The sequence below is a fragment of the Terribacillus sp. 7520-G genome (genome assembly GCF_002271665.1).
In the GTDB taxonomy this organism is placed as follows: domain Bacteria; phylum Bacillota; class Bacilli; order Bacillales; family Amphibacillaceae; genus Terribacillus.
Window position 1 is genome coordinate 14,738 of sequence record NZ_NQFP01000030.1, and the last position, 14,823, is coordinate 29,560.

17 protein-coding genes and 2 pseudogenes are annotated in these 14,823 nt (G+C 43.0%); 13 read left to right on the forward strand and 6 right to left on the reverse strand.

Annotated elements, in window-relative coordinates:
• Positions 1-306: 306 nt before the first annotated feature.
• The 5 genes from CHH53_RS11415 to CHH53_RS11435 all read left to right on the forward strand — a co-directional run bounded on the left by CHH53_RS11415 (position 307) and on the right by CHH53_RS11435 (position 5,139).
• The gene (locus CHH53_RS11415) at positions 307-1,098 is read left to right on the forward strand and encodes a sensor histidine kinase (protein WP_233135064.1); all 792 of its coding nucleotides are present in this window, start codon (positions 307-309) and stop codon (positions 1,096-1,098) included.
• Positions 1,091-1,723 carry a response regulator gene (locus CHH53_RS11420; RefSeq protein WP_095216264.1) on the forward strand — a complete coding sequence of 211 codons (633 nt, stop codon included), beginning with the start codon at positions 1,091-1,093 and terminating at the stop codon, positions 1,721-1,723. The genes CHH53_RS11415 and CHH53_RS11420 overlap by 8 nt, the downstream gene beginning before the upstream one ends.
• Positions 1,724-1,832: 109 nt before the next feature.
• Positions 1,833-2,765, forward strand: a complete 933-nt coding sequence (locus CHH53_RS11425) for an ABC transporter ATP-binding protein (RefSeq protein ID WP_095216265.1) — start codon at positions 1,833-1,835, stop codon at positions 2,763-2,765.
• Between the two features lie 11 nt (positions 2,766-2,776).
• Positions 2,777-4,045 (forward strand): ABC transporter permease, encoded by a 1,269-nt coding sequence (locus CHH53_RS11430; protein WP_095216266.1) that lies wholly within the window; start codon positions 2,777-2,779, stop codon positions 4,043-4,045.
• Positions 4,042-5,139, forward strand: a complete 1,098-nt coding sequence (locus CHH53_RS11435) for an ABC transporter permease (RefSeq protein WP_095216267.1) — start codon at positions 4,042-4,044, stop codon at positions 5,137-5,139. Before CHH53_RS11430 ends, CHH53_RS11435 begins: the two co-directional genes overlap by 4 nt.
• Positions 5,140-5,245: 106 nt before the next feature.
• Here the strand turns inward: CHH53_RS11435 and CHH53_RS11440 are convergent, their stop codons facing one another.
• The gene (locus CHH53_RS11440) at positions 5,246-5,491 is read right to left on the reverse strand and encodes a hypothetical protein (protein ID WP_095216268.1); all 246 of its coding nucleotides are present in this window, start codon (positions 5,489-5,491) and stop codon (positions 5,246-5,248) included.
• A gap of 341 nt (positions 5,492-5,832) precedes the next feature.
• Here CHH53_RS11440 and abnB point away from each other — a divergent pair.
• The 3 genes and pseudogenes from abnB to CHH53_RS17930 all read left to right on the forward strand — a co-directional run.
• Positions 5,833-7,257 (forward strand): annotated as a pseudogene (gene abnB, locus CHH53_RS17920) (arabinan endo-1,5-alpha-L-arabinosidase AbnB); the annotation flags it as partial.
• A 9-nt stretch (positions 7,258-7,266) separates the two neighbouring features.
• On the forward strand, positions 7,267-7,860 hold the full coding sequence (locus CHH53_RS17925; RefSeq protein ID WP_369819885.1) for an immunoglobulin-like domain-containing protein: 594 nt from the start codon (positions 7,267-7,269) through the stop codon (positions 7,858-7,860).
• Positions 7,790-8,143 (forward strand): LamG domain-containing protein, encoded by a 354-nt coding sequence (locus CHH53_RS17930; protein ID WP_095216269.1) that lies wholly within the window; start codon positions 7,790-7,792, stop codon positions 8,141-8,143. Before CHH53_RS17925 ends, CHH53_RS17930 begins: the two co-directional genes overlap by 71 nt.
• 150 nt (positions 8,144-8,293) lie before the next feature.
• Here CHH53_RS17930 and CHH53_RS17380 read toward each other — a convergent pair whose 3' ends face one another.
• The 3 genes from CHH53_RS17380 to CHH53_RS11460 form a co-directional block, all read right to left on the reverse strand.
• Positions 8,294-8,437 carry a hypothetical protein gene (locus CHH53_RS17380; RefSeq protein ID WP_158221547.1) on the reverse strand — a complete coding sequence of 48 codons (144 nt, stop codon included), beginning with the start codon at positions 8,435-8,437 and terminating at the stop codon, positions 8,294-8,296.
• Positions 8,438-8,453: 16 nt separating this feature from the next.
• Complete coding sequence (locus CHH53_RS11455) at positions 8,454-9,506, reverse strand: tetratricopeptide repeat protein (protein WP_095216270.1); 1,053 nt, start codon at positions 9,504-9,506, stop codon at positions 8,454-8,456.
• Between the two features lie 261 nt (positions 9,507-9,767).
• Positions 9,768-10,034, reverse strand: a complete 267-nt coding sequence (locus CHH53_RS11460; protein WP_095216271.1) for a hypothetical protein — start codon at positions 10,032-10,034, stop codon at positions 9,768-9,770.
• A gap of 210 nt (positions 10,035-10,244) precedes the next feature.
• Between CHH53_RS11460 and CHH53_RS17970 the strand changes: the two are divergent.
• The 3 genes and pseudogenes from CHH53_RS17970 to CHH53_RS11470 all read left to right on the forward strand — a co-directional run.
• Positions 10,245-10,433, forward strand: a pseudogene (locus tag CHH53_RS17970) (hypothetical protein); the annotation flags it as partial.
• 169 nt (positions 10,434-10,602) lie between these two features.
• A complete protein-coding gene (locus tag CHH53_RS11465) occupies positions 10,603-10,974 on the forward strand; it encodes an iron chaperone (protein WP_095216272.1) in 372 nt (123 codons plus the stop codon).
• A gap of 57 nt (positions 10,975-11,031) precedes the next feature.
• Entirely contained in the window at positions 11,032-12,252 is a 1,221-nt protein-coding gene (locus CHH53_RS11470; RefSeq protein ID WP_369819883.1) for a CynX/NimT family MFS transporter, read from the forward strand.
• A gap of 356 nt (positions 12,253-12,608) precedes the next feature.
• On the opposite strand, the gene CHH53_RS11475 is transcribed toward CHH53_RS11470, so the two are convergent.
• Positions 12,609-12,887 (reverse strand): hypothetical protein, encoded by a 279-nt coding sequence (locus tag CHH53_RS11475; protein WP_095216274.1) that lies wholly within the window; start codon positions 12,885-12,887, stop codon positions 12,609-12,611.
• Positions 12,888-13,020: 133 nt separating this feature from the next.
• Positions 13,021-13,290, reverse strand: a complete 270-nt coding sequence (locus CHH53_RS11480; protein WP_095216275.1) for a hypothetical protein — start codon at positions 13,288-13,290, stop codon at positions 13,021-13,023.
• Positions 13,291-13,400: 110 nt separating this feature from the next.
• Here CHH53_RS11480 and CHH53_RS11485 point away from each other — a divergent pair, with 110 nt between their 5' ends.
• Positions 13,401-13,919: an alpha/beta hydrolase family protein gene (locus CHH53_RS11485; protein WP_095216276.1), complete on the forward strand. Its 519-nt coding sequence runs from the start codon at positions 13,401-13,403 to the stop codon at positions 13,917-13,919.
• On the forward strand, positions 13,903-14,805 hold the full coding sequence (locus CHH53_RS11490) for a Tle-like phospholipase domain-containing protein (protein ID WP_255374712.1): 903 nt from the start codon (positions 13,903-13,905) through the stop codon (positions 14,803-14,805). Before CHH53_RS11485 ends, CHH53_RS11490 begins: the two co-directional genes overlap by 17 nt.
• Positions 14,806-14,823: the final 18 nt, after the last annotated feature.

Sequence of the window (14,823 nt, forward strand, 5' to 3'; positions counted from 1 at the left end):
GTTTGGACGCTGGCTTTTTCGGAATCTATCTTAGATTTAAGTGCATTACAAATGGCGAGTATGAGTATTTTCTTTATTATATTATTCATACTGCCGCTTTTTACAGGGAAACAATCGAAACAAACAATATTATTCTGCGTCCAAGCTTTATTGACAGTCCTCATCTTCTACCCTTTTAAAATGGAGTTCAGTTCATTTGCACTCCTCACCCAATCTTTGATAATGGCAGAAGCCGTCTTTTATTTATCCCGAACTAAAAGTTTTATAGTAATTACTGTGCAGCTTGTATGTGCGGCGCTGATCTTGATGAAATTCTCACTCTCTCCATCACAATTAGTGTGGTGCGCGCTCTATTACCTTTTACTGGTAGCTGCTTTACTTTATCATCAAATCATACATAAACGAGAAAAAGAAGCTCGACTGAGCAATGAAGCCTTGCTTGAAGAATACCGAAGAATGAAAAGGCAGCTTGTCATAGAGGAGCAGCAGGCAAGGCAGGATGAGCGCATGCTGATCGGCCATGAGATCCATGATTCGGTCGGGCACAAATTGACGGCGCTGCTGTTTCAGTTTGAGGCGTTCCGTTTGACGGCGGCGGAGAAGGATAAGGAAACGATTGGGAAGCTGAAAGAGCTGGCGGAACAAAGCCTGGAGGAAACGCGGCAGGCGGTGCGGTCGTTCAAGCAGAGAGAAGTGGGCGGATTGCAGGGTGTGATCCGGCTGATACGGAAATTAGAGATAGAGAGTTTCATGAAGATCAATTTTTCGGTAAGGCATGGGGCGTTTGCGGCTCCTTTGACGGGGGAGCAGTCATTTGCGATTTATCGTGCTGTGCAGGAGGCATTGACGAATATTATGAAGCATAGTTCTACAAGAGAGGCGCAAGTGATATTCGAATCTCCTGGGGGCAGTATTTTTCGGTTTGAGGTGATCAATGCTTTAACGCATGATGGCTGCTTCCAGGAAGGTTATGGTTTGAAGGGGATGCGGGAACGCTTGGAAAAAGTAGGCGGAACGCTTGAGATCGATCATGATAAGCACCGATTTTTGGTGAGGGGCACGATAAGATTAGCAGACTGGGGCGGTTCGGATGATTAAGATTTTGCTGGCTGAAGATCAAGTGATGGTTCGTCAGGGCTTGAAGATGATGATTGAAACGGATGAAGACATTCGTGTGACAGGGGAAGCGGATAATGGAAGAGAAGCCGTCAGCTTATGTGAAAAGCAGCTTTTCGATGTGGCCATTTTGGATATTCGGATGCCTGTGATGGATGGCATTGAAGCGGCGAAAATCCTCCGCTCCCGCTTCTCATATATTAAGATTCTCATGCTTACCACCTTTGATGACAATGAGTATGTATTGAGCGCCTTAAAGCTGGGGGTGAACGGTTATATGCTGAAAAACGGGGATACAGCATCGCTCATTCGTTCCATTAAAAGCGCCTTGAGCGGCGGTCTATCCTTGGAGGATCAGGTTGCTTCAAAGGTGATGCCGATCTTATTGCAAAACCAGGAAGAAAGACAAATTGACCCGACGCTGACCCCGAGGGAAAGGGCGATATTGAAGTGTATCGGTGAGGGATTGAATAATAAGGAAGTGGCCGAACGACTAGGCTTGTCGGTAGGGACGGTCAAGAATCAAACGAGTCATATTTTAGACAAATTGGAGCTAAGGGATCGGACGCAATTAGCCATATATGCGATTCGTCATCGCCTTGTATAGAAAAAGTGACGAAAGTAATAAGTGCCCAATCGCGGAATGACCATAGTCAGTAGTGGCTTTGGTCTTTTTTATTTATGATGCAAGTAACAACAATAAAGGGGGCAGACAGATGCTTGAAACCATCAACTTAAGCAAGTCCTTCAAGGGGAAGAAGGTCGTTCAGGATCTGAACTTATATTTGGCTGATGGGGAGTCAGTTGGATTGCTTGGTCCGAATGGAGCCGGAAAGTCCACGACGATTTCCATGATCTCCACTTTGGTCAAACCGACAAGCGGCAGGATAACGCTGAACGGTGTGAACGCGATTGATAAACCAGGTGAAATCAGAAGTGTATCAGGGGTGGTACCACAGGAATTGGCGCTGTATCAGGAGCTCTCCGCTTATGAGAACCTGAAGTTTTTTGGCTCGATCTATAAATTGAGAGGCAAGGAATTAGCGAAGGCTATCCAGCAGGCTTTGGAGTTCGTCGGCTTGGAAGATCGCAAAAAAGATTTGGTCAAGACCTACTCCGGCGGGATGAAACGCAGGCTTAATATAGCAGCGGCGTTATTGCACCGGCCGCAGATCCTGATCCTGGATGAACCGACAGTCGGCATCGATCCGCAATCGAGGAATCATATCCTGGAAGCCGTTCGCGCCCTGAACCAGCAAGATGGAACGACCATTCTCTATACGAGTCATTATATGGAGGAAGTGGAGCAGCTCTGCGATCGCTTGTACATCATGGATCATGGCAAAATCATCGCGGCAGGAACAAAAGAGGAATTGCTCAGCATCCTGTCGACCGAGGATAAGATAAAAGTGGAGTTAAATAAGCTGGATGAAGCCTTTGCAGGGCAAGTAAAGACAATTGAAGGTGTTCAAAAGATTGAGGTGTCTGAATTGCAGCTGAAAATCATAGCGGCAAAGGGAAGCGGCTTGATCAGCAAACTCGTCCATCTTGCGGAACAGCATCACATCCAATTGATTAATTTCCATACGGAAACGCCTAGCTTGGAAGATGTATTCCTTCATTTAACCGGACGTACGCTGAGAGATTGAGGGGTGGCATGATGCGGAGTTTTATAAAGAAGGATTTGCTGATATTTTTACGGGACTGGAAAGAGCTGCTTACGGTCCTGCTGCTTCCTATTGTTTTGGTCGTGGTGCTGAACTTTGCTTTTTCTGGGTTATTTGATAGTGATGATGAGGTGTCAATGGATTTACAGCTGGGCGTGGTCAATCAGGATAATGAGACGGAAGCAATGGAGCAGCTGAAGGAAAGATTGGTTGGTGATGCTGCCTTTGAAGAGCAGGAGGCAAATGCGGCCGTGGATGCTGCAGGCGAGATACAGCCTGTTCAACTGCTATCGGATTATCTGCAAAGTGAAGATGTAAAGGAATGGGTGACGGTTCATCATCTGGAGGAAAAGGAAGCAGCCGAGAAGGTCAAAGAGGGCGACTTGGATGCAATGCTGATCATACCCCAGGGGATTACCGCAGATAGCATGTATGCAAGCTTCACAGGAGAATCCCCGACAAAATCACTGATTTATAAAATGGAAGAAGAGACGACAGCCAGCAGTGCGATGCAGCAGCTTATCCAAGGATTCATCGATCAATGGAATAATCAATTGGCGATACAGGACATAACAGGGGGCGCAGGAATAGAGGCTGTGCTTCCTGCAGGCGGCTTCGAGGATATTGGCACAGAGTATGACTTCACGATGACACAGTACTTTACGATAGCGATAGGAGCACTATTTGCCTTATTCGTCGTAGCGACGGTAGCAATGAAAACAGGAGTGGAAATCAGGAATCGCGTATTCAATCGGATTTTACTGACGAATAGCCATCCAATACGGTTTCTGATCGGCAAAATGGTATCCACGATTTGTCTGGTTTTGCTGCAGATTATATTTGTATTGATTGTCTCCCACTTTATCCTTGGTGTATTTCCGGATCGTGCGATGTCCTTTTGGGTCGGCATCATCGTGATGATTGTCTTGCTTGCTTTGGTGCTATCCGGCTTAGCGGCTATTTATACGGCGATTTTATTGCGTGTGGCCAGTGTTGATGCTGCAAATGGCGTCTTTATGTTGATTACGCTGCTCTGCGGTACGCTTGGAGGAGGATTTGTTCCCATCTATTTGCTGCCGGAATGGCTGCAGCATATTGGAGAATGGACCCCGAACGGTTTATTCCTGACCATGCTGACAGAGTGGATCCAATTTGAGGATCTGTCCTCCATCATCCAGCCAAGCGTGTTTATGATCGGCTTTTTCGTCTTATTCACTTTCATTGGCTTGGCTTTGTTTCCGAAAAGGGGGAAAGCGCAATGAAAAACGTATTATGGGTGCAATTTTCAAAGGATAAACGAAATCCGCTGCTCATTCTATTATTGATTGCAGGAAGTATTGTCGCCACCCTTTTATTTGGCGGCGGAATCCAGTCTCGGACCACGGTTGCCATTTTCAGTGAAGAAGCAAATGCTGCAGAGATCGAGAAAAAGTGGGAAGCGTTGTTAAACACGGATGACTCCTACGAATTTGAAGTAGTGGAATCGGAAGAAGCACGTGAAGACATCAAGAAGGGGAATATCGATGTGGCAGTGAAGGTCATGGAGAATGATTACAGACTGTTGATCTCCAATAGAATGCCGAGTGTTTCCTTTGTTGAACAGCATGTTGATAAAGTATTCCGGCAAGAAGCACAGATCAGTGCAATGGAGTCACAAGAAGGAAGGGATATACGGGATGAAATGGAGGAATATTTGGCCGATCCGCCACTTCAGATGGAAGCGCAGGGGTTGGATAACGAACAGATTCCTACGTACAACATCCGTACGCAGCTGCTGTTTGCCTTCACTTTCTTGATCTCCATGTTCATCCTTGGGTTCAAGGTCAACAATGTGACACAGGATAAGGTTACTGGTATTTGGGATCGGATGATCTTATCACCAATGAAGAAAACGAGTATGTACAGCGGGTATTTGTTATACAGCTTTTTGATTACGATGCTTCAAATAATTGTCGTGCTGATCGTATTTAAATATGTCTTGCGTTACGATGTCGGAGATAGCCTATGGCTGCTCTTCCTCATTGCTGCGTGCTTTGCATTCGGTATGATAAGCATTGCCATGCTGATTACCGGTTTTGTCAGGACGCCGGAGCAATTTTATGCCATCTATCCGTCCGTCATCCCGCTGATTCCGCTTGTCAGCGGTGTCTATATGATGCCGGGAACGATCACGAATCCAGTGTTATTGTTCATAGCGGATTTATTCCCATTGGTGCATGCAATGGAAGCCATCATGGCGGTAGTTTTTTATGGTGCTGGTCTGCAGGATGTCGTAATGTCTCTGTTATATATGCTGCTGATTGGTGTAGTGGCGATGGGAGTAGGGATTAATCTTGTGGAGCGCAGGAGCAGTTAGGGAATTGCTTAAGCAACGAAAGAGCCTCGATTACGCATCGAGGCTCTTTCGTTGCTCAACATATCATTTGATTAAGCTATGTAAGATACTAACCAATAAACGAATCTCAACTGCTTTTGTAATCATACCATCGCCAATTCGAAACTATATAAGTGGCAGCGCGAATCGCATCTGCAGCGCTGAGCTTTGTATCTGACGAGCAGTCTGGCAACCCGTTACGCATCCAGGGGTATAAAGGAGTTATTGCACCAACAGTATCTGGCAGGATCGCAGCTTTATTGATGCGCTCACTATAGATGGAGAAGTTTGTCCATTTTACATTTCGATCCTCATTGGTCATTTCATCTGCCATGACACGCAATTCCTCCCAGGAATCCGTTTTGTCCGTTCATAAACATCCCGCTCTCCTTGAATGATATCGTATCACCAGCAGGTGCTGCATTATCCCGGCGGTCATTCAACTTACAATGTGCAGAAATATATTTATACGTATATGTTTATAGTGATAATATAAAATACCGTACGTGTCCTTTTAGAAAGGCGGATAATAAAAAATCTATTTAAGAAACAGGTATATTATACTTATTGACAACTTGTCATATTCCTCCTAATCTTAAACCAGCAATATGTAAGCGTTATCAATTGTGGAGGAGGAAAGCGATGAAAGCTAACAAACGATTACTTGTTACGTCCATGCTGTCTGCAGTCTTACTGATACCTGCTTGGCCAGGTGCAGATACGGCGGCAAAGGAAAAAGGGAGTCAGGGTAAGACACCTGTTTTTGTAAATGTCTCCGTGCACGATCCGTCTTTCATTGAAGCAGATGACCTATACTATGTCTTCGGTTCCCATTTAGCTGCAGCGAAAACAAACGACCTCATGAAATGGGAATTGGTGGACTCCGGTGTCCGTGATGGCAATAAGCTCATACCTAATGTCACGGAAGAACTCAAGGAGACGTTGGAATGGGCCCAGACGGATACACTTTGGGCAGCTGATGTGATTCAGCTGGCTGATGGGAAGTTTTATATGTATTACAATGCGTGCAAGGGGGATTCGCCGCGGTCTGCGATGGGTGTGGCAGTGGCGGACGATATTGAGGGACCTTATAAGGATACCGGGATCATCCTGAAGTCGGGTATGTGGGATGAGCCGAGTGAGGATGGCACGATTTATGATGCGACAAAGCATCCGAATGTGGTGGATCCGGATGTGTTCTATGATGAGGATGGTAAGCTGTGGATGGTATATGGCTCATACTCTGGCGGTATTTTCATTATGGAGATGGATGAAAAGACAGGCAAGCCGCTTCCAGGCCAGGGGTATGGGAAGAAGCTGATGGGCGGCAACCACAGCCGGATTGAAGGACCGGCGATGATGTACAGTCCGGAAACGGATTATTATTATATGTTCCTCTCCTTTGGCGGGCTGGATGCTGTGGGAGGCTACAATATCCGAGTTGTGCGTTCCAAGACACCGGATGGACCGTTTTATGACGCAGAAGGAAATGACATGATCGACGTGAAGGCGGATCCGAATCTGCCGCTGTTTGATGACAAGTCGATCGAGCCTTATGGGGTGAAGCTGCTTGGGAATCATTTGTTTGAAAAGAAAGTCGGTGATCCCGGGGAGGAACCAGGTATTGGCTATGTGTCACCAGGACATAATACCGCTTTTTATGAGGAGGAGACAAAGAACCATTACCTAATCTTCCATTCTCGTTTCCCTGAGCGCGGTGAGGAGCATGAGGTGCGGGTCCATCAGATGCATATGAACGATAAAGGCTGGCCAGTCGTAGCTCCATCTCGTAATACGAATGAAAAAGAAGCGAAGATCAAACGAAAGGACATGGCTGGTGACTATCAATATGTGAACCACGGAAAAGATATTTCTGCTGATGTGAAAACTTCTGAACAAATTACCCTGAAAGAGAGCGGAAAAGTCGAAGGTGCTGTAGAAGGAAAGTGGAAGCACGGAAAAGATAATGAAATCACTCTGACAATTGATGGCGAGGAGTATAATGGATTCTTCTTGAAACAGTGGGATGAAGCAGCACAGGAATATGATACGACGTTCACCGCTTTATCCGACAAAGGTGTCGCGATCTGGGGTAATCGAATGGAGGATATGAAAGATAAAGAAGTTGTTGCAGCAGTGAAAAAGGATCTTACTATCTCGAAAAGTGATGATCTATATCAAAATATAGAGCTGCCAACAGAAGGTACCCATGAATCCACAATTAAATGGACTTCCTCCAATCCAAAAGTGGTTGAGGCTGATGGCACGATACACCGGCCAGAAGCAGGAAACGGAGATGGCAAAGCTACGCTGACAGCAAGTATTCAAGCAGGAAAAAAGAAAGATACGAAAATGTTTCAAGTGACCGTGAAGCAGCAAGCTTCCGAGCCAGAAATTGCGCGCTATAGCTTCGGTAATCCAGGCAGTAAGGAAGCTGCCGATTCTTCCGGCAGCAATCTGCCAGCGCAGCTGAAAGGCGCTGCCATCCAAACAGATGATGGCAAGCTGGCATTGGATGGCAAGGATGCTTATGTGGAACTTTCCCCGCTGATTGCCGATGCGGAGGACTTCACCTTCTCAGCCTGGATCAATTGGCAAGGCGGATCGGCCTGGCAGCGAATCTTCGACATAGGTGAAAGCAACGGCAAAAATATGTTCCTTACCCCAGGACGGCAGCGGCAAGCTACGGTTTACCATTCATGATGGAGCGGATCAGAATATTACTGCTGATGAGGCATTAGCTACAGGGAAATGGGTGCATCTTGCAGTGACGCTTGAAGGAGATACCGGAAAGCTGTACGTGAATGGAGAGCTTGCAGGGACAAACGAGAATATTACTGCTAACCCAGCCGATATTCTTGGAAACACAAACTATCTCGGACGAAGCAGATACGATGCAGACCCATTCTTTGGCGGGCAGATGGACGATGTGTGGGTGTATCGGGAAGCTTTGAGTGAATCAGAGATTAAGGAATTGGCTCATTGAAATAAGACCCGACAATTGTCGGGTCTTATTTTGTAAGTTATACCACTTTGGACAAAGTGAAGACCATCATTTGGGAGGCGGATGATAATTAATATTCTATGGCTGTCTCTTTATGGCCTCCCGTTTGATGGTTTCCATTCGTATTTTGATTTATTTATCAAGAATATTCAGGGAAAATACTGCGCTGCCAAGATCGGTTTGCTTTTCAGCTGTACTATTCTGGTCAGCGAACCCGAACAAGCCACTTACAACAATCACACCAACTAGCACCAATGAGCAGACAATCTTTTTCATAGAGAATCCCTCCCGTTTATATTAGAGCTAACAGATAATACTTTGTTGCAAGTTCATGCTGCTTGTTTTCAGTATAGTACTGAGCGAGTTCTTTTGAAAAGAGTCTTACGTTGTAAAAATCTTTAACTCTTTGAAAATATTCTATTCCTTCCTGCCATACGCTTTCAAAGTTCAATCTATCTTCATATTTCTTATGCAGCATGGCAAATTCCCATTTTTTCGTTACATCATCTTCTTTGATGCTGGTTTCGAATCCTTCTGTATAGACTTTGATAGCTTTGGAAGGTTGATTTGTTTTCCAATAGCAATCTGCTAATAAGTATAAAATCTTCAATCGAATTCGATCTTGTCCGCCATTTAGGGCTGCCTCCAAGTAACGAATAGCCGTAGCTGGTAAATCTCGTCTTGCATAAAGAGCGCCAAGGTTAAGGTTTGCGGAGGATATAAAGTTTTGATTCCCGATATTTTTAAATGATGTCACAGCTCTATGGAGATATTCCTCTGAAAGTTCATAGTTAAGCAGGTCCAGATAGTTTACTCCCTGAAGCATTTCTGCACGGGCAAGTAAGAATTCAAAAGTCTTGAATGATTTGAATGCTTCAATGGCTCGCTCAGCATGGAGAGCGGAAAGAGTGGTGATATCGAGAAAATTATAAGTCATGGCTTTCCTGAGGTGAAATTCCCCAATCTCTACCGGATCTTCTAATTTCTTAACATACTTCTCAGCTTTCTCAAAGCAGTGAAGTGCTTCCTGGTAATGTTTCTCATCGTAAAACAGCATGCCTTCTGCTAAGTGGAAGTAGTATCGGTGGGTATCATTGAAGTGGTCTTGGTGTGCTTTGGCATTATCAATTGATTTGGCGCTGTTTACAAAGTCTCTTTGAATCAAATAATAGCGGCATTCTAGCAGCAGGTAGGTGATGAGAGTATCGATGGCGTAATCGTGGATATAATTCTTTAACTCATTGTGGATACTGGCAGCTGCTTCTTTCTTATCCAGCCGGATACTGATGGACCAATTATCCAGCTGAGCTGCAATATCTATGTGCTCAGAGATATTTTGTCCCATATTGCAAAGCTCCTTTATTTAAGATAATTACAGATTGATTTTACCATTTTTTGTCGTTTTATTGGGTTGGGAATCCTTGTCGCTGTAAAGGAAAGATAATGCGTGGTTGATTATTAGGGTTTCCTCATCTCATGCATATGCTAAGCAATTTCTTTCCAAGAGAATAAGTATTGTGTTACAAGGAGTCATCTTACAGTTTTCACTATAAGACAAATGAATGCACCTTCTTCCAGAAAGGTGCTTTTGCATACAGAATAGGAATCATCTGCTAATTTCACGTTTAGCGGTTTGTTCCAATTCCTGTCTGTAGTCCTGGAGGTTCAAGCTATCATTATAATCCGTGATTTTTGCACGTATAGATAGAGTCTTATAAAACATAGGTCCATGGTTTTTGGCTAGCTTCCTGAACCAGTCTTGTTTTTTAAGAGTTCTTACATTCTTTTTGTATCTTCTTCTTTTCTTCGAGGGAATCATTGCCTCTAGGATAAAAGATACAATATCCACTACAAAACTCCATAAAATTTCCATTGAATCACTTTCCTTTACCTTCATTGGGTCAAAAAATCAGTGTCTCAAGCTTTACTCAGCATCATGTTGATTGAGGGATAATATTCCTTTAATGATTATTATAACCAAATAATGCATAAAGCTGTTAGGAATGATTTGATTGGTATACATAAATGTTCAGAAATGAAATGATTAGGAAAATAAGGATGCTGTTTTGAAGCTGTCTTTTCCTTTATCTTAGGAGTTATATCAATTGTAGGAATCATTCTTGTTGGTAAGGGAGCAATTCAAGGTGTAACAGGTTTGATATTTGCGTATATTGCCCATTCAGAGATTAAAAAGCGCAACTTAAAAGGCAGGAATTTCATGAAAGCGGGTGTGGTATGCAGTGTTATCGGTCTCTTAAGTAATTTTATTTAAGTTTCTCTTACAGAGTTGCTGATAAGTTATAGCACATGGATAAATAAAAGCCGACTTCTCTTTTTATACGCTTGTGGTTATAGTAGTAATGTAGGTTGTGTTGCGATAGTAAAGACAGGTATATCATCTTAAGAATAGATTGCTAAAAAATTAAAAAGGAGAAAATGAAATGGAAGCATTCGCAGATTATCTAGCTCAAATTGACAACCCGCAGCATCAAGAACGAACAGAAGAAGTTCTGAATTGGGTAGCTGAGAAGTATCCCAACTTAGAGCCGAAAATTGCCTGGAATCAGCCGATGTTTACTGATCATGGCACATTTATTATTGGCTTTAGCATCGCCAAACAGCATTTGGCTGTTGCACCGGAAAAAGCGGGAATAGATCATTTTTCTGATGATATTGTTCAGGCGGGCTATGATCATACGAAGCAGCTGGTTCGTATCAAATGGGATGGGCCGGTGGATTATTCATTATTAGAAAGAATGATAGAGTTCAATATTACAGACAAGGCAGACTGTACGACTTTTTGGCGGAAATAATGAAAGTGAATGGAAAACACCTCTAAATGGTGTTTCTTTGCTGGGAATTCTCCCAGTGTGCTGGACAGAGTAAGGAGAAGACATATGGAACAATCTAATCAATTAAAACAGAACGCCTCACGTGTTGGGGTGGTCGTACTAGTCTTAAGTATTCTGCTTATCGGTGCTAATTTGCGTGCGCCGATAACAGGGTTAAGTCCTTTAATAGACAACATTCGTTCAGATACAGGTATTGGCAATGCTTCAACAGGCATGCTGACTACTTTGCCATTGATTGCTTTTGCTGTATTTGCGCTAGTTGCGCCAAGAATTGCCAGGCGTGCAGGTATTGAAAGAACTTTGTTTACTGGTCTGATTATCATAGCTGTTGGACTTATACTTCGGTTTTTTACCCCAGTATGGATGCTTTTCGTTGGTACTGCTTTAGCGGGAATCGGAATCGCGATGGGGAATGTACTTTTGCCGGGCTTGATCAAGCGGGAATTCCCTAAAAATGTAGGTGTGATGACTGGAGCTTATGCGATGACCATGAACGGGATGGCTGCGCTCGCTTCTGGAATCAGTGTTCCTCTTTCGAATGGGCTTGGCAGCGGGTGGCATGGTTCACTCGCTGTCTGGGTGATTTTGACGCTTGTCACAATGATTGCTTGGATACCGCAGCTACGCCAGCGTGTGAAAGTCTCGATTTCCCTTCCTAACAAAGGGAAGAAGCTATGGTCCTCAGGTCTTGCCTGGAAGGTAACAGGATTCATGGGATTACAATCGCTATTGTTTTACATCATGATCACCTGGCTTCCGACTATATTGCAAAACCAGGGCTTTAGTGAATCAATATCTGGATGGCTCTTAGCTCTCATGCAGCTTTGCAGCTTGCCGACTTCATTTCTACTCCCGATCCTAGCAGGGCGTTTTGCAGGACAAAGGGGAATAGTGAGCATCATAGCTTTGTGTTTCGTTATGAGCTTCTCAGGGTTGTTGACAGGTATTACATGGATCAGTGTCATCAGTGTATTGCTGTTCGGATTAGCTGGAGGCGGTGTGTTCAGTCTCGCGACGATGTTTTTTGTCTTGCGAACACAGTCAGCTCAGGAATCCGCAGAATTATCAGGTATGGCGCAGTTTATCGGGTATCTATTGGCGGCAGTAGGGCCGACGTTATTTGGTTTGCTGCATGATGTTACGTCAAGCTGGACAGTGCCATTGGCATTATTGGTTGCGGTGGCTGTAGTACTTTGGATTGTTGGTATGGGAGCGGGGAAGAACGCGTATATCAATTAGAGGTAAGGGGATGGTATACAGTAACAAAACAGACTAACTGCCCTATGATGGGTAATTAGTCTGTTTAATCACTGTAAGATGAACTGTAAAAGGCAGGCGAAGAATAGATTAGGTGCCCGTCCTCTTGTTTCGTTTCATGTAATATACAACTAAAAGGCGAATTCCTATCATTTTAAATTTTCTTTAATTCGTTCGAATCACGGAACGAGTATTCTACCATTGATTTCTCTTAGACGCATGCTTCTATAAGAATCAGATAATGAAAAGGTATAGTACAGGATAAAAAAATATAGGTGCTATTGGTGAGTAACTGTCTAATTTTAGATTAGTTGTCAACTTATATTTTCTCTTATCCCCTAGTAATCGCAACTTGATTCCTTACATTCTTCTTTAAATTCAGGAAAACCTTCATTTGTACTGATTCCTGCTACACTTATATCTTTATTGAATTTTATTGAGAAACCAGCATTACCATTCACTGTTCTATCTATAGTCATGCTACCCATAGGAGCTGTATAAGGTTCGTCCATTTCAATAGAGCTTACATTTTCAAAATTGCTCTCTATATAATTTTTAGCTGTATTCTGGGCTTTGGTTATTGTGTCATCATCGAACTCAGAATTACTCCCGTTCACATTACATCCTCCTAGTAGTATAATGGAAAATATAGAAACTAATAGAAAATGTACATTTTTTCATAATACCTCACTATAATAATAGAATAGATGATGTTAATGAGATTAATATATCGATAAAAGGATTCTGATTCTAGTAATCACAACTCTTTTTGCTACATTCTTCAAATCTTTCAGGAAATCCCTCACCTAAACTGATTGAAGCAACTGTAAAGTCTTGATTAAAACTAATTGTGAACTCTGATTCTCCATTAACTGTGCCGTCTATCTTTAAACTGCCCATTTGTGATTCGCGAGGTTCATTTAATTCTATAGTTTCTATATCTTTGAAATTGTTTTCAACATAACTTCTTGCAGTCTCCTTGGCGTTAGTGACAGTTTCTTCATCGTAATTATCCTTCACTCCACAACCTCCTAATAGTATAATGGAAAAAATAGTAACAGTTATAAACAAAACACTTTTTCTCACATAAACACCTCTTCTGTAAAATTATATCAAGAAAGGATTTTAAAATGTCCCGTAAGTTAACGGATTTTGAAGCAAGCCATATTTCTGATGATTCATATGAATCTAATAGAAAGAACTTCCAAATTGAAACACCCAATGAAATTATCGATTGGAATACAGTTGAAATCATAGAAGACAAAGAAACAGGCTTATACGGCTATGTACTAGAAAACCCCCAAACCAAGGAAATCGTTATCAGCTTCCGTGGTACTGAACCTCCTAAAACTACCACAAAAGAAGTGGAACTTAAAGGTCTGGACGAACCCACTAAAAATGCCATCATGAGTGAAGCGGGAGATAAAGCAACACTGAAAGGAGATACGATAATCTATGAATCTGATAGAAAGGTAGACTATTCAGGGTTTCTTAAGGATGTCTACGAAGATGCCTTTGGCGTAGTCGGTGGTAATTCCAATTATAGCAAAAAGGAATATGGGACCACAGCTTATGTAGCGACACCATCTCAGGATGCGGCGTTGCAGACGGGGAATGCAAAGCTGAATGCCAATGACGTTTACGAATAAGAACCAATTTACTGAAGCGGAGGCAGCTGTGAAAAAGTACATAGAGAAATATGGTGCAGAGAATATAACCTTTACTGGGCATTCTCTTGGCGGGGGACTGGCTCAATATTGTGCCGTGATGTATGATTCCAACGCAGTGACCTTTGCTGCAGCGGATGCTTACGGTCTTTTGGATGAAGATAAGCAGAAGCGCGTCAGCCAGGGGGATTATAAGGACAAGATTATTACATATGCCTACCCGAGTGATGCAGTTGCTATGTTTCATGACAAAACAATCGGCTCCCTTTATTATATGGAAGATCCAGCTGGAAAAGATGGCTTAGGTGACCAAATGGCCGACATGCTGGGATCTCATGGTATAAAGAACTATACGGATGTAAGTCTTTATAATGAAGATGGTTACTACAAATCAGACTTATTATTTGATGAAAAACTTCGCGCGGCTATCTCCACATCACCTCTCTTCTTAAAAAATAGTGGTGTTTCAGATTTCCACATCGTTATTCAGACCGAATTAATGAAATCCTATGCGGCACAAGTAGAAGCTAGCGAAGATCTGATTGCGAAGACTAAAAAAGAGATGATGCAGTTCTTGGATGACTATCTCTCAGCGATGGAATATGCGAAGAGTAAATTCAAAGGGCAAGTTGGATCAGGTAGATACGATAAGCTGAATGGATCCGATGTAGATGATATCTATCGGGATCTGACTGTGACTGGCCCAAAAGGCGTTCCGATGTTATTTGAGATGGATTACTTTGACGAATTGATTGGATTCTTGAAGGATGCACAATCTGACACTGGGGAAATCGCATACAATATGAACAAGATGGCGAAGGACTTTGCGCATATTGACGAAATGCTGGCTGGTTGGCTGAGGTTCTGATTCATTAGTGGAAGGCAT